Consider the following 22,908-nt stretch of genomic DNA (forward strand, 5'->3'; position numbering starts at 1 on the left):
GCTAAAAGACACTTTTTAAGCTTATTTTAGTTAAAAGTATTATTCATAAAACAGTGTTTATAAAACGTAAATAAAATCAGCTAAAAGCGATTATTTATTCTGCTTTAACAACACATAGCTTCATGTTGGCTACTTTTAGAAACCGAGTTTAAAATTAAGCTATTAAAAATATAGAGAATATTACGTCATTTGTCTGCAAAGGTTTATGCATACCGAGAATAAGAACAGGAAATAGTTATGCAAAGGCAAAAACTTAAAACTAACGAGGTTAGGGGGAAGTTAGAGGATTTTTAGGCATAAAAAAAGCATCCTAAGATGCTTTTTTTAACTAAATAGCAATAATTACTTTTTGCTACCAAGTGCACCGAAACGCTTGTTGAAACGATCAACACGTCCGCCAGTGTCTAAAATCTTTTGCTTACCAGTGTAAAACGGGTGACACGCAGAACAAACGTCTAGGTGAATATTTTTACACAGAGTAGAGCTAGTTTCGAATTCGTTTCCACATGAACAAGTTGCAGAAATTACTTCGTACTTAGGGTGAATACCTTCTTTCATAGAAACCTCTAGTTAAGGCCGCATCGCTCTCCAAACCCGGAGTCTGGCACCATACGTCGTTAAAACAAATTTATTGGTGGCGGATTTTATCCAACAACCATCAAGCACACAAGCATTAATTAGTATTTTTGCTAAAAAAATAACCATTTTGAGTAAACAAGGTTATTTGGTAGTAGGTTTTTAGCTGTATTTTTAGTACATTAGGGCCAAGTATTAGCACGCCCTCCCCCATTATTTTTTTAACAGTTGAGTTACTATGTATTTTGTTGAAGTTGCTATAAAAGTTCCACTACCGCGCACCTTTGATTATAAAGTAGATAGCCAGCTTGGTGAAGCTTCAGCGCCATTAAAACCCGGAATGCGGGTGTTAGTCCCCTTTGGTAATCAACGTAAAGTAGCCGTAGTTTTAGCGCTTAAAACAACAACCGAAGTGCCTGAAAACAAAATAAAGGCAATTTTTGAAATTATCGACGATACCCCAATTTTATCTGCAGAGCACATAGAGTTACTACGCTTTACGGCACGTTATTATTGCTACCCGCTGGGTGAAACCATTCATATTGCATTGCCAAGCGCACTACGCCAAGGCGAATCGCCTGATAAAACCAGCATTAATATGGTAGCCCTAACTGAAAAAGGCGCGCTGCTGCCGTCATTAAAAGCTAAAACTCAGCTTAATTTACTAAAACAGCTATCGCAATCAGGCAAGTCGTCATTAACCGAGTTAAAAGCTTTAGGCTTTAGTAAAAAAACCATTGATAGCTTAATAGATAAGGCACTCATAACGCAGTCAATTGAGCATGATAATCACTGGCAAAGTGTAGCCCCAACAGTGGGTAGCAAACCAACACTTAACAAAGAGCAAGCGGTAGCCTGCACCACAATTAATCAAAGCAGCGATTTTAGCAGTTTTTTATTAGAAGGTGTAACCGGTAGCGGCAAAACAGAAGTGTACTTACAATGTTTAGAAGAAGTACTAAAGCGCGGCGAACAAGCACTAGTATTAGTGCCCGAAATAGGCTTAACCCCGCAAACAGTTAACCGCTTTCGCCGCCGTTTTCCCGACACCCCCATTATGCTTTGGCATTCAGCTTTAACCGATAATGAACGCTTACAAACCTGGCGTTTTTGCGAAAAAGCCAGCTGCGCCATAGTAATAGGCACACGTTCGAGTATTTTTCTGCCATTTTTAAAGCTCGGCATGATAGTGGTTGATGAAGAGCATGACTCGTCTTTTAAACAGCAAGACACGCTGCGCTACCATGCCCGTGATTTAGCTGCGTATCGTGCATATCAGCATAAAATCCCGCTTATATTAGGCAGTGCAACACCGGCACTCGAAACTCTGCACAAAGCAATTAATAATAAATACCAACTGCTGAGCCTTACAGAGCGTGCGCAAACCGCTACCGATAACCAATTTAAATTACTCGATATGAAAGGCCAGCCCGACCAAGCAGGCATTGCGCATGCCAGCCTTGCTACCATGCGCCAACATTTAAAGCGCGGCAAACAAGTGATGGTGTTTTTAAATCGTCGTGGATTTTCGCCCACGTTAATTTGCCATGAATGTGGCTGGTTAAGCGAATGCAAGCGTTGCAGCACCAGCGCCACTTTTCATAAAGCGATTGGGCAAATGATTTGCCATCACTGTGGCGATCAATATCATGTTCCACACCAATGCCCCGACTGCGGTAGCACGCAAATTTTTCCTAATGGTAAAGGCACTGAGCAAATAGAAGAGTTTTTATCGAGTGAATTTCCACAAATTCCTGTTACACGTATCGACCGCGACTCTACTCGTCGTAAAGGCAGCCTTGAAAAAGCACTGGATGAAATAAACCTAGGCGGCGCGCGCATTTTAGTTGGCACGCAAATGTTAGCTAAAGGACATCACTTTGCCGATGTAAGTTTAGTGGTTATTTTAGACGTAGACAGCGGCTTGTACTCCTGTGATTTTAGAGCAACTGAGCATTTAGCCCAACTTGTTACGCAAGTGGCCGGACGTGCTGGGCGCTCAGGTGAGGCAGGCCAAGTGTTATTGCAAACACATTTTCCTGAGCACCCACTATTACAAGATTTGGTTAATAATGGTTATCAGGATTTTGCTCGCTTTGCATTGCGTGAACGTGAAGATGCAGACCTACCACCAATCACAAATATGGCCATTGTTCGCGCCCAAGGACACAATATAAAACAAGTCGTCGATTTTTTGACAGATTTGGTTCCAGTAAGCGGGGTAACTGGTATACAATTGCTCGGTCCAATACCTGCTCCTCTCGAAAAAGTAGCTGGTATGTATCGTTTTCAATTACACATTCAAGCGCAAGATCGCCGCGTATTGCACCAATATCTTGCGCAAATGGTTGATTATCTAAGCACTAGCAAACTTGCACAAAAAGTACGCTGGAGCCTAGACGTAGACCCTATAGACATGATTTAGGTTAAGGCCAAAATAAAGCTATGGCACAGCACGATTACATTAACAAAAAACCAGCAAACCGCAAAAAAGCGAAATCTGCACCCGCTAAAAAACCCTTTCCAATACTGTTAGTTTTAATTGTTACTTTATTGGTGGCAGGTTTTGCTTATGGCTTATGGTTTATTAAAAATAACGCCGATCCTGAGCTAGTTGAAAAACAAGCTAACCCTGTACCTACAACCCCTGTAGAAGTTGTTGTACCACGTACGCCTGCGTTTATTAAAGAAATTAGAAACCACGAAATTCAGGTTGAAGTAAAAGAACTTGAACAAAAAGGCCCTTACGTTATGCAGTGCGGCTCGTTTAGAACCTACCCGCAGGCTGAATCGTTAAAAGCTAAAATAGCCTTTGCAGGGCTTATTTCTGAAATAAAAGAGACCACAGGCAGCAGTGGCATTTGGTATAAAGTACGCTTAGGCCCTTATAAAACCAAGCGCCAAGCTGAGAGCGATAAAAATAAACTTAAACGTGTAAAAATAGTCGGCTGCGGAATTTGGGGCTGGACTTGAAAATAAACCATTCACCCATATAACCTCTTCATAATCGTTTTTTACGAGTTGCCCCTGCAGCTCGATGATGAGGAATAATATGACTACTATCGTAAGTGTACGCCGCGGCAACAATGTTGTAATTGGCGGCGACGGCCAAGTTTCGCTTGGTAATACAGTAATGAAGGGCAATGCCCGTAAAGTTCGACGCCTCTATAATGGCAAAGTAATTGCTGGCTTTGCCGGCGGTACTGCTGATGCCTTCACTCTTTTCGAACGCTTTGAAAGCAAACTAGAAATGCACCAAGGTAACCTCACTAAAGCCGCGGTTGAAATGGCCAAAGACTGGCGCAGCGATCGCGCTTTGCGCAAGCTCGAAGCGCTGCTTGCTGTAGCCGACGAAACGGCCTCTTTAATCATTACCGGTAATGGTGATGTAGTACAGCCAGAAAATGACTTAATTGCCATTGGCAGTGGCGGTAATTTTGCCCAATCGGCAGCAACTGCTTTACTGGAAAACACCGATTTAAGTGCTCGCGAAATAGTAGAAAAAAGCCTAACCATTGCAGGCAATATCTGCGTATTCACTAACGACTTTCAAACTATCGAAGAATTGTAATAGGAACCGCTATGTCTGCTATGACCCCAAGAGAAATTGTTCACGAGCTAGATCAGCACATTATTGGTCAAGCAAAGGCTAAAAAAGCCGTTGCTATTGCACTGCGTAACCGCTGGCGCCGGATGCAGTTAAGTGATGATTTACGTAATGAAGTAACGCCTAAAAATATTTTAATGATTGGTCCAACGGGTGTTGGTAAAACCGAAATTGCGCGTCGTTTAGCTAAACTTGCTAACGCGCCATTTATTAAAGTAGAAGCAACTAAGTTCACCGAAATTGGCTATGTTGGTAAGGAAGTAGAAACCATCATTCGCGATTTAGTCGATGTTGCGATTAAAATGACGCGTGAGCAACAAACTAAAAAGTTTAAGCATCGCGCTGAAGAAGCAGCCGAAGAGCGTATTTTAGACGCGCTTTTACCACCAGCTAAAGATCAATATGGCGAAAGCCAACGCGATGACAGCTCTTCAACTCGTCAAACGTTTCGTAAAAAGCTACGTGAAGGCCAATTAGATGACAAAGAAATCGAAATTGATTTAGCTCAAGCACAACCAAACGTAGAAATTATGGCTCCTCCTGGTATGGAAGATATGACCAACCAGTTGCAAAGCATGTTTCAAAACATGGGTGGCGATAAGCGCACTAAACGTAAGCTAAAAATTAAAGAAGCCTTTAAACTATTAAGCGAAGAAGAAGCCGCTAAGCTAGTTAACCCTGAAGAGCTAAAAGAGCAGGCTATTTTTGCAGTTGAGCAAAATGGTATTGTGTTTATTGATGAAATAGACAAAATTTGTAAACGCGGTGACACATCAGGTCCAGACGTTAGCCGTGAAGGCGTACAACGCGATTTACTACCATTAATTGAAGGTTGTACGGTTAGCACTAAGCATGGCATGGTTAAAACTGATCATATGCTATTTATTGCCTCTGGCGCATTTCAAATGGCTAAGCCATCAGACATGATCCCTGAACTACAAGGTCGTCTTCCTATTCGTGTAGAGCTTGAAGCACTTACTGCTGATGACTTTAAACGTATTTTAACAGAGCCGCATGCATCGCTTACCGAGCAGCAGCGTGAACTGCTTAAAACTGAGCAAGTTACTATTGAATTTAGTGATGATGCAATTGAGCGCATTGCTAAAGCCGCTTGGCAAGTTAACGAAAAAACCGAAAATATCGGTGCTCGTCGCTTACATACGGTAATGGAAAAACTAATGGAAGAAATTTCATATGACGCTTCAGAGCAAGCCGGAACATCACTGCTGGTTGACGCCGCTTATGTTGAAAAACACTTAGGTGCGCTGGTTGAAGATGAAGACTTAAGCCGCTATATTCTTTAATTAAAATTAGCTGCATAAACAGTTATACTAAAAGCCTCCGCACTGGGGGCTTTTTAATGAGATAAAAATGAAACACGTAACAAACGTACATTACCACAGCGTTAGCAAAAATTTAGATGTTTACTTTGATGATGACAGCCAAGCCGTCTTTAGTTGTGAATTTTTACGTGTGCACTCTCCTTCTGCAGAAGTGCAAGGGCATGGCTCAGGGCCAATGAAATTAGTATTCAATAAACAGTCTGTTGGTATTAAAAACATTGCTCATGTTGGTCATTACGCACTGCGTATAGATTTTGACGATGGTCACAATAGCGGGCTATTTAGCTGGCAATATTTTGCAAAGCTACAGGCGCAGCAAACAACTCTATGGGATGAATATTTAAAGCGGGTTAGTGAGCACAATAACTCTAAAGACAGCGTACCCATAAAGTTTATTCCTTAAACTATACGGGTACTTTATTGCTAAGTTTTAAACCTTAAATTTGTCAATTGCAGCAAAAAGCACTCGTGCTTGCGCTGATACTTCTTCGCTTGTTTGCGCATTGTTAGCAGCGTGCCCTGAGGTGTTTCTGGCAATATCACGAATACTTACCACATTTTTATTTACTTCAGATGCTACTTGGCTTTGCTGATCAATTGCTACAGCAATTTGTGTGCTCATTTCCATAATCGTTTGCACATCTTCGGTTATTGCTCCGAGTAACTCACCAGCTCTATTTGCTTGCGACGCACTTTCATCACCTTGTGAGCGACACTGGTGCATAATACTCACCACTTCTTGAGTGCGCTGTTGTAGAGTATTTATTATACCTTCTATTTCACTTGTAGACTCTTGTGTTCGCTGAGCCAATGAGCGCACTTCATCTGCAACCACAGCAAACCCTCGGCCTTGCTCGCCCGCTCTAGCGGCTTCAATAGCGGCGTTTAACGCTAACAAGTTAGTTTGATCGGCTATTGCACGAATAACATCAAGCACAGAACCTATTGTTTCACCGTCTTTTTCTAATAAAGAAACAACACTTGACGCATGCTCTAAAGAATCAGACAACCCTCTAATATGCGCGACGGTTGACTCAACCTCACTACGACCTTGTTGCGCACTTAAATTAGTTGATTCTGCTTTTTTAGCCGCAGCTTCGGTATTATGTGAAATATCTTGAATGGTCGCCTGCATTTCGGTCGCCGCGGTGGCCACCATATCGGCTTCATGTAATTGATCTTGCATACCCGAGCTGGTTGCTGCGGTACTTTCTGATAAATTTTCAGTAGCGATATTTAACGCATTTAAAGCCCCATTCACCTCGTTTATAAGGCTATTAAAGTCACCAATTAAGCTATTAAAATCTTTCGACATAATCGTAATTTCGTCATTGCCAATTTGCTCAATAGTTACTGTTAAATCATTATTGCGTCGAATCTTGTTTATAGATTGGTAAATACGCTCTACAGGTACAATAATAGAGCGACTGGTTAAGTAAACCAGGGTTAAAACTATAATACCCGATATAATAAACACCATAATAGCGACCGACTGTGCTTTAGCTATACTGGCTTCAACTTGCAATTTAGTATCTGCTACTAGCTGCATTACCAACTGATCACTTTGCTCTACACTTTGTTGCATGCGGCCAAGTGCGCCTGAGTCTAGATCGACACCTAATTCAAGCTGCGCTTTTACCAATGCTTGAAAGGCACTTTGATAATTAGACAGTAGGCTTTTTAAGTTACTTTTAATATTTTGACTTAGTGATGAGCTCGCTATTTTTTGCTGTAACGTATCAACATGATCTTGAAAACTTGCTAAATATTTTTCATCTAAACGTAACATAAAGTCTTTTTCGGCACGTCTTAACTGTAGCATTAGGGTCAATAGTTGATATTCATCTTGTTGATTGAGCAAACTTTCTACTTCGTGTACAGCACTTCGCAGTTGCCCATAAAGCCCATCGTCTTGATGTAAGCCAATACTTTTTTGCAGCCGCACAACATCATTAAAATCACTGTAAAAGCTTTTTATTAAACGCGTATAGAGGGTTATCTGTTGTGTATCAATCTCTGAGTCTTGCATTTGCGATTGTAGTTCAATTATTTGTTTATTTAACTGTGCGTACTCTTGTTCAAATAATGAGAGTGCTTGTGGCTGTTTATAAAACAAAAATGTTTTTTCATGTGCACTTAACTGCAACTGATGAATGTTTAACTGCTCGGCCTGTTGCGTGATATTAGTTAACTTTAACGTGGTTTGTGAACCTGTGATAATTACATATAAAAAAGCCAGCATGGCCAAAGCAACTGTTAAAGCATTTAGCTGTAAACGTCGCTTAATGGTCACGTTTTGTAAAACAATCATTGTTACACCTTTAAAAATTTAATGAGCAACTTTGTTACTTACACTTAAATAACTTAAGCTTTTAACAAAGAAATAAATACCGAAAAACACTAAAACACCTGCACTGCTGAGCACTATTTAAAGTGACGTTATTTAACTTACTTAGCCACGCAATTATTTAGTCGCGGATTATATGCCAGCATTAACTTAAGGCCTATAAATTGTATAGGCCAATGATTACAAATTATTTATTAGCGGCCTACTTTGCCTAAATTTACTGCGATTAAGTCGTTGTTATTGCATATAAGGAGGGTATACTGAAGTATAAACTAATGTATCTTTTGAGGATAAAATAATGGATTACAGCACTTCTGATTTATGTGACCACTTTGCCGATGTGGTTGACGTGCTTGAACCTATGTTCATCAACTTTGGTGGCCGACACAGCTTTGGTGGCCGCATTAAAACGGTTAAATGTTTTGAAAATAATGAACTTATCCGTGAATTACTTTCTCAAGATGGTACAGACCTAGTGCTACTTATTGACGGTGGCGGTTCTACTCGTCGTGCACTTATCGATATTGAACTGGCCGAACTTGCACTTGAAAACAACTGGCAAGGTATTATTGTTTACGGGGCTGTACGCCACGTAGACGAAATTGAAGAGCTTGATTTAGGCATTCAAGCCATTGCCTCTATTCCGGTTGCAGCAGATAGCCAAGGCGCAGGCGAAGACGGCATTGGGGTTAACTTTGCTGGCGTATCGTTTTTTGATGATGACTTTATTTATGCCGACAGCACCGGCATCGTATTATCGGCAGAAGAGCTAGAACTGGAAATCGTAGAAATTTAACGTGGCGCACTATTTAAACGTTTACGATGAAAGCGCGGTTAAGTCGTTTTGCACTAGTCGCGCTAACGAAACCAAAGTATGGCAGTCAATGTCATTACTCGATACCGACGTAAATATACAACAAGCGCTTAGCGATGCCGCACAATTTGGCATGCGCTACGTGTTACTGGGTATTTGTGAAGATATTGGCCCAAAAGCAAACTTAGGAGCCGGGGGTGCAGAGCAAGCATGGCCGGCTTTTTTACAACGTTTTTTAAACCAGCCTTATAATCAATTTATTGCCACGCAAAAAGTACTGTTACTTGGCGAAGTGCACACCGCTGATTTAATGGCGCAAAGCGCTCTACTCGACAACCAAAACCCTGCCCATTTAACACAGTTGCGTGAGCTATGTGAGCAACTTGATCAACGCGTAGAAGCTATATTAAGTTTAATATTTAAAGCGGGGCTTGAACCCATTGTTATTGGTGGTGGCCATAATAATTGCTTAGGTATTATAAAAGCGTTAGCTAAGTATAAAAACACCGCTATTAACGCTATAAATTTTGATCCCCACGCTGACTTTCGAGAATGCGAAGGCCGCCACAGTGGGAATGGCTTTAGCTATGCGTACAGCGCGCAGTGTTTAAAGAGTTACCATGTTATTGGCTTGCACGAGCTAAAAAACAATCAAGCTATTATAGATGCGTTAACCGCAGCTAATTTTACTTTTAATAGCTATCAGTCAATCGCCGTTAAGCGTGAAATTAATCTAACTCAAGCAGTGAGTAATGCGCTGGAGAGTTTTGATGCAGCACCTCTAGGCGTTGAGGTTGATTTAGATAGCATTGCATTTATGCCTGTAAGTGCTTATACCTGTAGTGGTTTTAGTGTAAGTGACGCTGAGCACTTTGTACATTTAGCCGCAAGTAACCGCCATTCTCACTATTTACACTTATGCGAAGCAGCTCCTATTCAACATCCCAGCGGGATTGAAGCCGGTAAAGTGCATTGCGGACAAGTTATTAGCGCACTAGTGAATAGTTACCTGCAAGCCAAAGAGTCCGTTTAATTACTTTGCTGCTGTGCTAATTGCCACTGCTTTAACCAGCTCATTAAACCAACACTGCTTAATGGGTGGCCAAAATAATAGCCTTGTGCGGCATAGCCTTTTAGACTTTTTACAAATTTAAGCTGATCTAGGGTTTCAACCCCTTCAAAAATAACCTTAGTACTTTGTTGATTATGCATTTGCACCATACCAACAACTAAGCTGCGAATATTGTTTTGATTACTAAAATCAGCAGTTAATGCTGGTGCGACTTTAATGTACTCTACCGCTAAACTAGGTAACTTAGAGAGCGAAACGGGGTTATCGCCCAAGCCATCAACACACACTTTTAAGCCTATATTATTAAGCCGCGCAATCATGGCTCGTCCTTTGTCATCTAGGTTAGTAAAAATATGTAGCGGGCACTCAACAATTAAATCGCCAGGCCTTAAGTTATGCTCTTTCATAGCACTCGTTACAAATTCTACAAACTCTTCATTGAGCATTTCAGGGCCAAATACATTAATGCTCAATGGCACTGCAAAGCCCTCCATACGTAATGCCATTGCAAGTTCAGCGGCGCGCTCTATAACAAATATAGCCAGTGGGTAAGCAAGCCCTGCAATTCTAATATCATCAATAAAACGACTCGCTGAAAGTATGCCTTGCTTAGGATGCTGCCAGCGCAGTAATAGTTCTAAAAACTCAATTTGGCCATTATCATTTACAATAACCGGCTGAAAATACAGCTCGAACTCATTGGTAAAGTCAATTTCTGCAAGCTCTTTTAATCGTGCTTGCTGCTCTAACTGCTCGATCATCATTTGTTGATGATAAGCAACTACCTGTTGTTTTGGCTGGCTATCAAGTGCTAAGTAAGCCGATTTAATTAAATTATCAAAGTCATCATCTTGCTCATTACAATGTACATAGCTTGCTCTTGCGGTCACTTCTATAGTGCAGTTAGCTACATTAAAGGGTTTAAGTGTAGCGCCGAATATTTCGGTTATTATTTTTTCATGCAAGTGTTTATGGCTGGCTAAATTACAAATGAAGGCAAAGTTAAGCCCTCCTAAATGGGCTAGTTTTTCATCGTCTTCTAACGATACAATGCCATCATTATTGAGTAATTCTTTTATTCTATTCGCCGACTGAGCAAGCAATAAATCACCAAAATCACGCCCAATATGCTGGTTTACTTGCTCGAAACCTTCTAAACGAAGAATTACCAACGCCCCTAGTGACGGCGCTTTATTACGCCACATATTATAACCTTGACGTAATTTTTGTTTATCGGCAAAAGAGGCCAGCGGAGAGCTTTCGATGTAATGATCAGGCGCTGCTTGCTGTTGTTTTAAGGGCGCTTGATTAAGTGCCTCATTATTAGTAACAAACCCAGTTAATGATAATAACAACACCGCAATAACAACCCAAAACAGTGCAATACCAAACGCTGCAATGACTATAAGTAATGCTATAAACAACACCGCAGCAAGTGCACTTAATATAATTAACAGCTTGTTTTTATGTACAATTGCATGCCACAAATTAAAGCCAAAACCTAATGCGAGTAAAGCGCTAAGCCATGCAGCGCCACTGCTTAAAATAGCCAACCCTATTAACCCTGTGCATAAATAGCTTAATCTAGATGCCGTATTTTTTACGCTCAGCAAGGTGGCGATCATCGCCATAAATAAAGCGCCACTAAAAAAAATCGGCAAGCCGCTGTCGCTAAGTAAGCCCAAATTAGCACTACTGGTACTGGCTAAAAAATTAAATAAAAGCATAAATATTAAGGCCTACTTATCGATCTGGGGTAAAGGTGTGACTAATTAAGTTTACCCATAATCCATAAATTTAACAGTTTATTTACCCCAAACTGGTAACTTAATTGTGCTGGATGGCTTATTTGCCAATGTGCAATGTCGGCCCTCGCACCTACTTTTAAAACCCCGCGGTCTGTTAATCCTAAAGCTTTAGCAGCATTACGGGTTACTCCCGCAAGTGACTGCTCGGGTGTTAATCTAAATAATGTACATGCCATATTCATCATTAATTGTAGCGAGCACAGCGGTGAGGTACCCGGATTAAAGTCGCTAGCAATAGCTATAGGCACTTTATATTGATTAAGCAAAGCTATTGGCGGAAGTTGCGTTTCTCTTAAAAAGTAAAATGCGCCAGGCAACAATACCGCCACTGTGCCCGCCTGTGCCATCGCTTTTACCCCATCTTCATCTAGGTATTCAATATGATCAGCCGACAGCCCGTTAAATTGCGCCACCAGCTCTGCACCGTGTTGATTAGAGAGTTGCTCGGCATGGCATTTTACTGGCAAGTTATGTTTTTTTGCCGCCTCGAATACCCGCTTGGTTTGGGTATAGCTAAAGCCTACATTCTCACAAAAAACATCAACCGCATCAGCAAGGTTATTAGCCACTACCTGATCAAGCATATCGTTACATACTAAATCAATATAGTCATCGCTACGCCCTTTGTACTCTGGTGGTAGCGCATGCGCCCCTAAAAAGGTGGTTTTAATATTAATAGGGTGATGCTCATCAAGTAAACGCGCCACTTCTAATATTTTTATTTCGTTGGCTATATCGAGCCCATAACCCGACTTTATTTCAACTGTTGTCACGCCCTCTGCAAGCAAGGTATTTAGCCTGTCTTTGGCGGCTACAAATAACTGCTCATGATCAGCTGCACGGGTGGCTTTAACTGTACTAGTTATACCGCCGCCTTGGGCAGCAATTTGTTCATAACTCAACCCTTGTAAGCGCTGCTCAAACTCCTCTGCTCTAGAGCCTGCAAACACTAAATGCGTGTGACAATCTATTAACCCTGGGGTTAACCATTGCCCTTTTATGCTCAAGGTAGGCGTTGCAAACACATCAAAACTAGGTAAGTTTTTTTGCTCACCTAGCCACATAATTTTTCCATTTTTAATTGCTAAGGCTGCATTTTCTATTGCGCCATAAGGCGCGTCTACAGTGCTATCCATAGTGGCAATGTTGGCATCGGTAAGCAGTAAATCAATATCTTCTAATTCATAATCTAATGTTGCACTTTGCATATTGCGCGCTCTTGTGTTTTTTATAATGACTAAAATATAGTCTAACAATCCATCTTGTATATACAAGGTAATTATGCCATCTTAATCTTATAGTTTATTTTTAATACAATTAAATACACCATGACAACGCCTAAGTTTGCACAAATAAAACAGTTTATAGTTGATAAAATTAGCAGTGCTACATGGCAAGAAAACCAGCGTGTACCTTCTGAAAACGAGCTAAGCAATCAATTTTCTGTAAGCCGTATGACCGCTCGGCGCGCATTAAGCGAGCTAACTGAGGCGGGAATTTTAACTCGCAGCCAAGGGTTAGGCACCTTTGTTGCTAGCTTTAAATCGCAGTCGTCATTACTTGAAATTAAAAATATTGCCGATGAAGTAAAAGAACGTAATGGTAATTATAGCTGTACGGTATTGGCGCTTGAGTCGTTACCCGCAATCACTAGCATTGCCATTGCACTGGGTATTAAAGTTAACAGCACTGTGTATCGCAGTGTATTACTGCATAACGAAAATGCCAAACCACTACAAGTAGAGGAGCGCTTTGTAAACCCCGCTTTTGCCACGCAGTACTTACAACAAAACTTTACGCTACTTACTCCACATGAATACTTATCGAATGTAGCCCCGCTTACCCAAGCGACGCATACGGTGGAAGCCATTATGCCCAATAAACAAATGTGCCAGTGGCTTAACTTATCAAGTCAAGAACCTTGCCTGCAACTCATTCGCCGTACTTGGTCAAGTAACGGCATTGTGAGTTATGCCCGGCTTATTTCACCAGGAAGTAAGTATCGTTTAGGTGGTCACTTAACTTTTAAAAATAATAATTAAAAACTACAACAGGAGTAAATATGAACAATCGACTCGACAACAGCCGCACAATACGCGCCCCTCACGGCGATAAAATTAGCGCTAAAAGTTGGCAAACCGAAGCGGCTAAACGCATGTTAATGAATAACTTAGACCCTGACGTTGCAGAGCATCCCCATGCATTGGTTGTTTATGGCGGCATTGGTCGCGCTGCACGTGACTGGCCAAGTTACGACAAAATTATTGCAACCCTCGATAGACTCGAAGATGACGAAACGCTACTCGTACAATCGGGTAAACCTGTAGGGGTATTTAAAACCCACAGTAATGCGCCGCGAGTACTCATAGCTAATTCTAACTTGGTACCGCACTGGGCTAATTGGGAGCACTTTAACGAGCTCGATAAAAAGGGCTTGATGATGTACGGGCAAATGACCGCGGGATCTTGGATTTACATTGGCTCACAAGGCATAGTACAAGGCACTTACGAAACCTTTGTGGCCATGGCTAAACAACATTTTGCTGGCAGCGCTAAAGGTAAATGGGTATTAACTGGCGGGCTTGGTGGCATGGGCGGCGCACAACCTCTTGCTGCAACTATGGCAGGCTTTTGTGCATTAGTGGTGGAATGCGATGAAACCCGTATCGATTTTAGAATAAAAACCGGTTACGTAGATATTAAAGCCAACAACCTTGAACACGCGCTACAACTTATAACTAATGCGTGCGTAAAAGGTGACGCCCTTTCGGTCGGGTTACTTGGTAATGCCGCCGATGTGTTTAGCACTTTAGTTAAAAGTGGCGTTACTCCCGATGTGGTCACCGATCAAACCTCAGCGCACGATCCGCTAAATGGCTATTTACCACAAGGCTGGAGCATGGCACATGCAGCTAAAATGCGCGAACAAGACCCAAAATCGGTTGTAACAGCGGCTAAGCAATCAATGGCTGTACAAGTAAGAGCTATGCTCGCGCTGCAACAAGCAGGCGCTGCTACCACTGATTATGGCAATAATATTCGGCAAATGGCATTTGATGAAGGGGTAAGTAACGCGTTTGATTTCCCAGGGTTTGTACCTGCGTATATTCGCCCTTTATTTTGCGAAGGCATTGGCCCATTTAGATGGGTGGCACTGTCGGGCGACCCCGAAGATATTTATAAAACCGATGCCAAAGTTAAAGAGCTAATCCCCGATGACGCACACTTACATAACTGGCTTGATATGGCGCGTGAACGCATTCAGTTTCAAGGCTTACCGGCGCGTATTTGCTGGGTAGGATTAAAAGACAGAGCCCGTCTTGCGCTCGCTTTTAACGACATGGTTAAAAATGGCGAGCTTAAAGCCCCAGTTGTTATTGGTCGCGACCACCTCGACTCTGGCTCGGTTGCTAGCCCTAACCGCGAAACAGAAAGTATGAAAGATGGCTCTGATGCGGTATCTGATTGGCCATTACTCAATGCACTCCTTAACACTGCCAGTGGTGCTACTTGGGTATCGCTACACCACGGCGGCGGTGTAGGTATGGGCTTTAGCCAACATGCCGGCGTAGTTATTGTGGCTGATGGCAGCGACGAAGCAAAACAGCGTATTGCCCGCGTATTGTGGAACGACCCCGCTACTGGGGTTATGCGCCACGCAGATGCAGGCTACGATATAGCAAAAAATTGTGCAAAAGAGCAAAACCTAGACTTACCAATGTTAAACGAGGAATGATCATGCTTGAACTTACTCTCACCCCCGGATCGCTTGATTTAAACGCGCTAAGAAAAATTAATAATTCACCAGTAAAATTAAGCCTTATAAAGCATGCCGAGTCACAAATAGCTGCCAGCGCACAAACAGTGCAAAACGTAATTAACGAGCACCGCACTGTATATGGTATTAATACCGGTTTTGGCTTATTAGCTAACACCAAAATTGCCGATAGCGAACTAGAGCTATTACAACGCTCTATTGTGCTTTCGCATGCGGCAGGTATTGGCGAGTATATGGATGACAGTACCGTACGCTTAATGATCATCTTAAAAATTAATTCACTGTCGCGTGGTTATTCTGGTATTCGTTTGCAGGTCATTGAATTTTTTATCCAGCTGCTTAATAGCCAAGTGTACCCTTGCGTGCCTAAAAAAGGCTCAGTGGGCGCATCGGGCGACTTAGCACCGCTTGCTCATATGTGCTTACCGTTACTAGCCGAAGGCCACATGCGCCACCAAGGGCAAATAATCAGTGCCGAACAAGGACTTAAAATTGCGGGGCTAAAACCACTTACCTTAGCCGCTAAAGAAGGCTTAGCCCTTTTAAACGGCACTCAAGCCTCTACTGCTTTTGCATTACAAGGGCTATTTAGAGCAGAAGATTTATACGCACAAAGCTGCGTAATTGGCGCTATGAGTATTGAAGCGGCCATGGGCAGCAGAGCACCATTTGATGCGCGCATTCATGAAATTCGAGGTCAACAAGGGCAAATAGATACAGCGGCCATATTTAGGGCCTTGCTAGGTCCACAATCACAAATTAGTGAATCTCACGTAAATTGCGAAAAAGTACAAGATCCCTACTCTTTACGCTGTCAGCCACAAGTGCTTGGTGCTTGCTTAACCCAAATTCGCCAGGCGGCAGAAGTTTTATTATGTGAGTCTAACGGCGTAACCGACAACCCGCTGGTATTTGCCGATGTGGGTGATATTATTTCTGGCGGTAACTTTCATGCCGAGCCGGTGGCAATGGCCGCCGATAACTTAGCTATTGCCATTGCTGAAATTGGCGCACTTGCGGAGCGCCGAATTGCTTTACTAATTGACTCTAGCCTATCTAAATTGCCACCTTTTTTAGTTGAAAATGGCGGCGTAAACTCAGGTTTTATGATCGCCCAAGTAACTGCCGCAGCGCTGGCATCTGAAAACAAATCACTTGCTCACCCAGCTTCTGTAGATAGTTTGCCTACCTCGGCGAATCAAGAAGATCATGTGTCTATGGCCACTTTTGCGGCAAGGCGCTTGAAGGAAATGGCCGACAACACCCAAGGCGTACTTGCTGTTGAATGGTTAGCGGCCGCGCAGGGGTTAGAGTTTAGAAAGCCGCTTACAGCAGCTGCTAAAGTAGAACGTGCGAAAAGCTTACTGCGCGAGCATGTAAGCTACTACGATAAAGACCGTTACTTTGCCCCCGATATTGAAGCAGCAAATGCGTTATTAAACGCAGGCACGTTATGCAACTTTATTGAGGGTAACTGCTTAGTCTCTTATTAAATTGCGTATTGGTAACTAAACCCTAATGCCTCAATGGCTGAGCCTAGCACTTTGCGCTCAGCCGTATCTGCCCCCGTAAAGCGTGGCATTTCGCCGCCATGTTGTTGGCATTTTTGCGCATAGTAATCGCGCTTACAAGGATGCGCCGGATTAACTACATTATAAATGCTCTGCCCTTGATGCCAATGCTCAAGCACCGCAAAAATAGCGTTAATCACGTCTTGCTGATGCACCATATTAACGACTTGCTCGGCAGAGGTATTTAGCTCTTTTCCTGCAATAAAGCGCCCAGGCTCTCTATTGGGCCCAACTAAACCAGCTAAGCGTAGCACTTTACCGTTTTGCTCTAGTACTTGCTCTTCAGCTTCATATAGTTTTATTTGTCGCTCGTTTGTACACGAAATATCGCTGCTTTCGCTATATACACCTGGCTCTTGATCGTACACTCCCGTTGATGAGCAAAGTAAAAAGCCTTTAGCATTCAATTTTTTTGCCAGCGTAAGTGCCGCCGTTAATGTTTGCGCATAATTACTTTCACTGTGGCGACTACGTGGAGGAATAGCGTACACCCAGTAGGCATTTTGTAAATCAATTTGATGCGTTAACTGGCCATTTTCTAGCAAAAACTGGCGTTCAAAATCATGTTCATGCACTGCTGAGCGGTGTGTACCCTGCACTTGCCAACCTGCTTGCTGTGCATTAACGCATAAAGCACTGCCTAGCCAACCCGCGCCTAGTACCACTAAGTTGTTACTCTGATGATTCAATTTATATGACCCCGTTTATTAAAAATAATGTAATTTTTAACTCATTTCATAGAGTTATAAAATTAAATATGCTTAGATATCTGTTACAAAAACAATAACAACATGTGCACTTATGCTAAATAATTTATCATTAAGAAAAAAAATATTATTATTGATTGGCGGAACAATTACTATTTTACTGCTCATTGCCTCTACTTTTTTTGTTAACCATATTGCCAAACTATCCAGAGTTAATATAGAGCGTGAGGCTCAAAGCTACTTACAAAGCGAGCAATTATCAATGCAAAGTTACTTTGCTATATACGGTAAAGTGGTTGCTACCTTTATTAATAATCCGCATTTAGTGAATTTTTTTACCGCATGGGATAAGCGCGATCAAGCCCTAGAAAATGCCAACGGCTACTTGGCTATAAATCAAGACTTTGTACGCATAAGTGCAAATGATGAAAATATTTTATCCGCTTTTTTTGCCTCCGCCACTACCGGCGAATACTTTAAAGAAAACGAGCGTACAGCTTATTATAATGGCGAACCTTACTACGCGTACAAACGAGGTTGGTGGCAAGAAGCAATGCAAATTAATAAGCTTTACGTAGGCCCTATTTCGGTAGACTTAACCACCGGCGATGCCTCAGCAGTTGTACAACAACCCGTTTATAACCCGCAAGGCAAATTAATTGGTGTAGGCGGCGTTGACTTACAACTTAATAAAATTAACGACATGGTCGAAAACATTCGCTTTAACGGCCAGGGCTATGGCTTTTTATTAGATGATCAACAAAAAGTAGTGCACTTTTCAAAAGCATCTGGCCATAAACTCTCTATCACCGACGAAGGCCCTAACGGTAAAGACGGACTCGATGCGCTTGAACAACAATTTAATAATACCTCAGGGTTTAAAACACTTAACAGCGCAATGCAAAATAACCTCGCGGGTAGCCAAACTGTTATGCTTAAAGGCGAGCAATTTTATGTGGTTTATAACCGCCTACAATTAGAGCAGCCTCATTTAAATTGGTATGTGGGCTTATTAATTCCAACCAGTATGATTGAAGCCCCGGTAAATGCTGCGGTTACAACCACTACGACCGCCGTTATCATTATTTTAGTGATTATTTTAGCGATGATTTTATGGGCCACCCATATGATTTCAAAACCAATCACCACACTCACGCATATTATGCGCGACATTGCTTCTGGCGAGGGTGATTTAACCCAAAAAATTAATATTGATAGCCAAGACGAAGTAGGCCAACTGGCTAATCATATGAATACCTTTATTGATAAGTTGCGAGCGATGATGCTAGACACCGCAGCGCAAGCTGAGCAATTAAGTGCCGCTGCCGATCAGCTTAAAACGGTATCGCAACAAACAAATTCAGAAATTCAGAAATTCAGCAAGAAAAACAACAAGTAGATAGTGTTAGTGCAGCGGTGACAGAAATGGCCACAACCGTGCAAGAAATATCACGTAACGCGCAACAAACAAATACCGCAGCAGAGGAAGTACAAGCAATTACTGCCGATGGTGCAAGCCGTTCAAGCCAAGCACAAAGTGTAATGAGTGCGCTGGCTGAACATATTGGCGAAGCCTCTAAGGTGGTTGCCGGACTTGAGCAAGAAAGTAATAACATAGGCGCACTGGTTGATGTAATTAACTCAATTGCCGATCAAACCAACTTACTCGCGCTTAATGCAGCCATAGAAGCGGCCCGCGCCGGAGAACATGGCCGCGGCTTTGCCGTTGTTGCCGATGAAGTTCGCTCTTTGGCGAGTCGTACACAAGAGTCAACCGACGATATTCGCAATATGATTACCCGTTTACAGCAAATTGCTCAGCAAGCCTCAAGCATGATGCTACAAGGGCAAAAGCAAACCGAAGAATCTGTGTTGCAAACACAAGAAGTACTTAGCTCACTGCAAAGCATTGCCCTGTCGGTAACTAAAGTACAAGATCAAAGTCATCAAATTGCCACCTCTACCGAGCAACAAACGGTAGTAGCAGAAGATATTAATACCAGCCTTAGTGCCATTAATAGCTTAGTTAATAGTACCGCAGAGCATGCACACACACTAGCCAATGAAGCGCATGATTTAAGTGACCTTGCAGAGGCATTAAATAAAACGGTAAACCAGTTTAAACTATAAACGTCGGCTACTTATATTTAAGCGCTTGAGGATAAACTTTAAGCGCTTATTACCCCCTTGTTTTTAATTTATTCAGCACCATATCTTTGAGTGGCTGTTGATATTTCACAGTGAAAACTTACTCAATATCACTAGCTTTGCTAGCAGTTTTCACCTCGTATAAAAATATATAGCAATTTTATGTACTAGATTAAGTTTTTCTATTTTTAATCCATATCTTTTGAGTGAGATGGTTTGTTGTTTAGCAGAGTCTGGTATAGTAGCACACGTAATAAACAGTGCTTTTTGAACGGTTTAATACAAAATTGCTAATTAATGTGTCCTCGGTGTTACTTTAAAGAATACATTAATTATCAATTGTTAAAAATGGGTTAGCCGATGTACGGCTGGCAAAAAATACATTGTAACGGTTTTATCATGATATCTAATTTATTTACCAAGATTTTTGGTAGTCGCAATGACCGCACTATTAAAAACCTAAGAAAGACGGTCGCACTGATCAATGCACTTGAAACGCAATTAGAAGCGCTTTCTGATGACGATTTAAAAGCGAAAACAGCAGAGTTTAGAGAACGTTACGATAACGGACAAAGCCTTGACGACTTATTACCTGAAGCATTTGCTGTGGTACGTGAAGCATCTAAACGTGTAAATGGCATGCGTCACTTTGACGTACAGCTACTCGGTGGCATGGTACTGCACCAAGGCCGCATTGCAGAAATGCGTACCGGTGAAGGTAAAACACTCACAGCTACATTACCTGCTTACTTAAATGGTTTAACTGGTAAGGGCGTACACGTAATTACCGTGAACGACTACCTAGCTAAACGTGATGCGGAAACTAACCGTCCGTTATTTGAGTTTTTAGGCTTAACAGTAGGCTGTAACGTACCGGGTATGATGCCACAGCAGAAAAAACAAGCTTATGTTGCCGATATTACTTACGGTACTAATAATGAGTTTGGTTTTGACTACCTGCGTGACAACATGGCCTTTAGCATAGATGAGCGTGTACAACGTCCATTATTTTATGCTGTTGTCGATGAAGTGGATTCTATCTTAATTGATGAAGCCCGTACGCCCCTTATTATTTCAGGCCCTGCTGAGGACAGCTCAGAGCTATACACTGAAATTAATACCATGGTGCCTTTACTTGAACTACAAGAAAAAGAAGACGAAGAAGGTATTGAAGGCGATGGCGATTTCACTATTGATGAAAAATCTAAGCAAGTTCATTTAACTGAACGTGGCCAAATTAAAGTAGAAGAGCTACTTACTGAGCGCGGCTTAATTGCAGAAGGCGATTCGCTTTACTCTGCAGCCAGCATTACGCTACTAAGCCATGTTTATGCAGCGCTTCGTGCTCATAAGCTTTATCAAAAAGATGTTGATTACGTTGTAAAAGAAAACGAAGTTATCATTATTGATGAGCACACTGGTCGTTCAATGGAAGGTCGTCGTTGGTCAGAAGGTTTACACCAAGCTGTTGAAGCTAAAGAAGGCGTAAATATTCAAAACGAAAACCAAACGCTTGCATCTATTACCTTTCAAAACTATTTCCGCTTATACGAAACACTTGCGGGCATGACAGGTACAGCCGATACAGAAGCATTTGAGTTTCAGTCTATTTACGGCCTAGACACAGTTGTTACACCAACTAATAAGCCAATGGTTCGTGATGATCGCGCCGACTTAGTGTACCTAACGCAAGAAGAAAAATACGAAGCTATTTTAGTTGATATTAAAGACTGCCAAGAGCGCGGACAACCTGTACTTGTAGGTACTATTTCAATTGAAAGCTCTGAGTATTTATCACAGTTTTTACGTAAAGAAAAAATTAAACACAACGTGCTTAATGCTAAATTTCATGCGCAAGAAGCTGATATCGTTTCAGATGCTGGCCTACCAGGCACAGTAACTATTGCCACTAACATGGCTGGCCGTGGTACCGATATTGTACTTGGTGGTAATTGGCACAGCGAAGTTGAAAAGCTTGAAAACCCAACTGATGAACAAATTGCTGAGATTAAAGCAGCATGGAAAATACGCCATGACGCAGTAATTGATGCAGGTGGTTTACATATTATTGGTACTGAACGCCATGAATCTCGTCGTATAGATAACCAATTACGTGGTCGTTCTGGTCGTCAAGGTGATGCCGGCTCAAGCCGTTTTTACTTATCGATGGACGATGCGTTAATGCGTATTTTTGCTGGCGAGCGCATGACTAACATGATGCGTAAACTAGGTATGCAACGCGGTGAAGCGATTGAACATCCATGGGTTAACCGTGCGATTGAAAATGCACAGCGTAAAGTAGAAGCACGTAACTTTGATGTGCGTAAGCAATTACTTGAATACGATGATGTAGCAAACGATCAACGCCGTGTGGTTTACTCACAGCGTAACGAACTACTTGAAGAAGGCGATATTTCAGAAACTATCACGGTTATTCGTGGTGATGTGCTGAGTAATATTATTGATCAGTACATTGCACCGCAAAGCTTAGCTGAAATGTGGGATGTACCAGGCCTTGAAGAGCGCTTAAAACAAGACTTCTTAATTGAACTGCCAATTACTCAGTGGTTAGCTGATGACAATAAACTCTATGAAGAAAAACTTCGTGAGCGCATTGAAGAGTCGGTTGGGCAAGCATATAAGCAAAAAGAAGAGATGGTAGGCGATTCAGTACTACGTCAATTCGAAAAAGCGATTATGTTACAAAGTCTAGATCAGCATTGGAAAGATCACCTGGCAGCAATGGATCATTTACGCCAAGGTATTCATTTACGTGGTTATGCGCAAAAAAATCCAAAGCAAGAGTACAAGCGTGAATCGTTTGAGCTATTCGCTGAAATGCTAGAAAACTTAAAAATAGATGTAGTAAGTATTTTAAGCAAAGTACAAGTACGCGCCGAAGAAGATGTTGAAAAAGTAGAAGAGCAACACCGTAAAAGTGAAAACGCTCCTCGCGAATATCAGCATGAAGAAGTTGAGCATGTAGGCGGCGAAGCACCACAAAGCGCAACTGTAATGGCACGTAGCGAGCCAAAAGTAGGCCGTAACGATCCTTGTCCTTGTGGCTCAGGTCAAAAATTTAAGCAATGTTGTGGTAAATTAAAATAATCCAATAGTGTAATAAATTTCGTAAAAAG

The 22,908-nt window shown here is 41.9% G+C and carries 16 protein-coding genes and 1 pseudogene; 12 read left to right on the top strand and 5 right to left on the bottom strand.

All coding sequences use genetic code 11. The features are described from left to right. Positions 1 to 342: 342 nt before the first annotated feature. Positions 343 to 558 (bottom strand): 50S ribosomal protein L31, encoded by a 216-nt coding sequence (rpmE, locus tag PTRA_RS14210; RefSeq protein WP_011329369.1) that lies wholly within the window; start codon positions 556 to 558, stop codon positions 343 to 345. 256 nt (positions 559 to 814) lie between these two features. Between rpmE and priA the strand changes: the two genes are divergently transcribed. From priA to PTRA_RS14235, 5 genes are all read left to right on the top strand, one after another. Next, positions 815 to 3,001 carry a primosomal protein N' gene (gene priA, locus PTRA_RS14215; RefSeq protein WP_058374274.1) on the top strand — a complete coding sequence of 729 codons (2,187 nt, stop codon included), beginning with the start codon at positions 815 to 817 and terminating at the stop codon, positions 2,999 to 3,001. Between the two features lie 20 nt (positions 3,002 to 3,021). Continuing rightward, on the top strand, positions 3,022 to 3,549 hold the full coding sequence (locus PTRA_RS14220; protein WP_011329372.1) for an SPOR domain-containing protein: 528 nt from the start codon (positions 3,022 to 3,024) through the stop codon (positions 3,547 to 3,549). 79 nt (positions 3,550 to 3,628) lie between these two features. Next, complete coding sequence (hslV, locus tag PTRA_RS14225) at positions 3,629 to 4,147, top strand: ATP-dependent protease subunit HslV (RefSeq protein ID WP_011329373.1); 519 nt, start codon at positions 3,629 to 3,631, stop codon at positions 4,145 to 4,147. An 11-nt stretch (positions 4,148 to 4,158) separates the two neighbouring features. Continuing rightward, positions 4,159 to 5,487 carry an HslU--HslV peptidase ATPase subunit gene (gene hslU / locus PTRA_RS14230; RefSeq protein WP_058374275.1) on the top strand — a complete coding sequence of 443 codons (1,329 nt, stop codon included), beginning with the start codon at positions 4,159 to 4,161 and terminating at the stop codon, positions 5,485 to 5,487. Between the two features lie 67 nt (positions 5,488 to 5,554). Then, positions 5,555 to 5,929: a gamma-butyrobetaine hydroxylase family protein gene (locus tag PTRA_RS14235; RefSeq protein WP_058374276.1), complete on the top strand. Its 375-nt coding sequence runs from the start codon at positions 5,555 to 5,557 to the stop codon at positions 5,927 to 5,929. A gap of 27 nt (positions 5,930 to 5,956) precedes the next feature. Here the strand turns inward: PTRA_RS14235 and PTRA_RS14240 are convergent, their stop codons facing one another. Then, positions 5,957 to 7,837 (bottom strand): methyl-accepting chemotaxis protein, encoded by a 1,881-nt coding sequence (locus PTRA_RS14240; protein WP_058374277.1) that lies wholly within the window; start codon positions 7,835 to 7,837, stop codon positions 5,957 to 5,959. A 334-nt stretch (positions 7,838 to 8,171) separates the two neighbouring features. On the opposite strand from PTRA_RS14240, the gene rraA reads away from it, so the two are divergent. Both rraA and PTRA_RS14250 read left to right on the top strand, forming a co-directional pair. Further along, positions 8,172 to 8,669 (top strand): ribonuclease E activity regulator RraA, encoded by a 498-nt coding sequence (gene rraA, locus PTRA_RS14245; protein WP_011329377.1) that lies wholly within the window; start codon positions 8,172 to 8,174, stop codon positions 8,667 to 8,669. A 1-nt stretch (position 8,670) separates the two neighbouring features. Continuing rightward, positions 8,671 to 9,720 (top strand): formimidoylglutamase, encoded by a 1,050-nt coding sequence (locus tag PTRA_RS14250; protein ID WP_058374278.1) that lies wholly within the window; start codon positions 8,671 to 8,673, stop codon positions 9,718 to 9,720. Here PTRA_RS14250 and PTRA_RS14255 read toward each other — a convergent pair. Then, a complete protein-coding gene (locus PTRA_RS14255; RefSeq protein ID WP_418055002.1) occupies positions 9,717 to 11,486 on the bottom strand; it encodes a GGDEF domain-containing phosphodiesterase in 1,770 nt (589 codons plus the stop codon). The two genes, PTRA_RS14250 and PTRA_RS14255, sit on opposite strands and share 4 nt — an antisense overlap. Positions 11,487 to 11,527: 41 nt before the next feature. Then, positions 11,528 to 12,775, bottom strand: a complete 1,248-nt coding sequence (gene hutI / locus PTRA_RS14260; RefSeq protein WP_058374279.1) for an imidazolonepropionase — start codon at positions 12,773 to 12,775, stop codon at positions 11,528 to 11,530. Positions 12,776 to 12,895: 120 nt separating this feature from the next. On the opposite strand from hutI, the gene hutC reads away from it, so the two are divergent. Genes hutC through hutH form a run of 3 tightly spaced genes read left to right on the top strand, consistent with a single transcriptional unit; the run spans position 12,896 to position 16,838 of the window. Continuing rightward, entirely contained in the window at positions 12,896 to 13,609 is a 714-nt protein-coding gene (hutC, locus tag PTRA_RS14265; protein WP_058374280.1) for a histidine utilization repressor, read from the top strand. 20 nt (positions 13,610 to 13,629) lie between these two features. Then, on the top strand, positions 13,630 to 15,303 hold the full coding sequence (hutU, locus tag PTRA_RS14270) for a urocanate hydratase (protein WP_058374281.1): 1,674 nt from the start codon (positions 13,630 to 13,632) through the stop codon (positions 15,301 to 15,303). Between the two features lie 2 nt (positions 15,304 to 15,305). After that, positions 15,306 to 16,838, top strand: a complete 1,533-nt coding sequence (hutH, locus tag PTRA_RS14275) for a histidine ammonia-lyase (protein WP_058374282.1) — start codon at positions 15,306 to 15,308, stop codon at positions 16,836 to 16,838. On the opposite strand, the gene PTRA_RS14280 is transcribed toward hutH, so the two are convergent. Further along, entirely contained in the window at positions 16,835 to 17,605 is a 771-nt protein-coding gene (locus PTRA_RS14280) for an NAD-dependent epimerase/dehydratase family protein (protein ID WP_058374283.1), read from the bottom strand. The genes hutH and PTRA_RS14280 overlap by 4 nt on opposite strands. A gap of 112 nt (positions 17,606 to 17,717) precedes the next feature. Here PTRA_RS14280 and PTRA_RS14285 point away from each other — a divergent pair. Together PTRA_RS14285 and secA are read left to right on the top strand one after the other, a co-directional pair. Further along, a pseudogene (locus PTRA_RS14285) lies at positions 17,718 to 19,753 on the top strand (methyl-accepting chemotaxis protein). Positions 19,754 to 20,170: 417 nt separating this feature from the next. Continuing rightward, a complete protein-coding gene (gene secA / locus PTRA_RS14290; RefSeq protein ID WP_058374616.1) occupies positions 20,171 to 22,879 on the top strand; it encodes a preprotein translocase subunit SecA in 2,709 nt (902 codons plus the stop codon). The last annotated feature ends 29 nt before the right edge of the window (positions 22,880 to 22,908 follow it).

The organism is Pseudoalteromonas translucida KMM 520, from assembly GCF_001465295.1.
GTDB lineage: Bacteria > Pseudomonadota > Gammaproteobacteria > Enterobacterales > Alteromonadaceae > Pseudoalteromonas > Pseudoalteromonas translucida.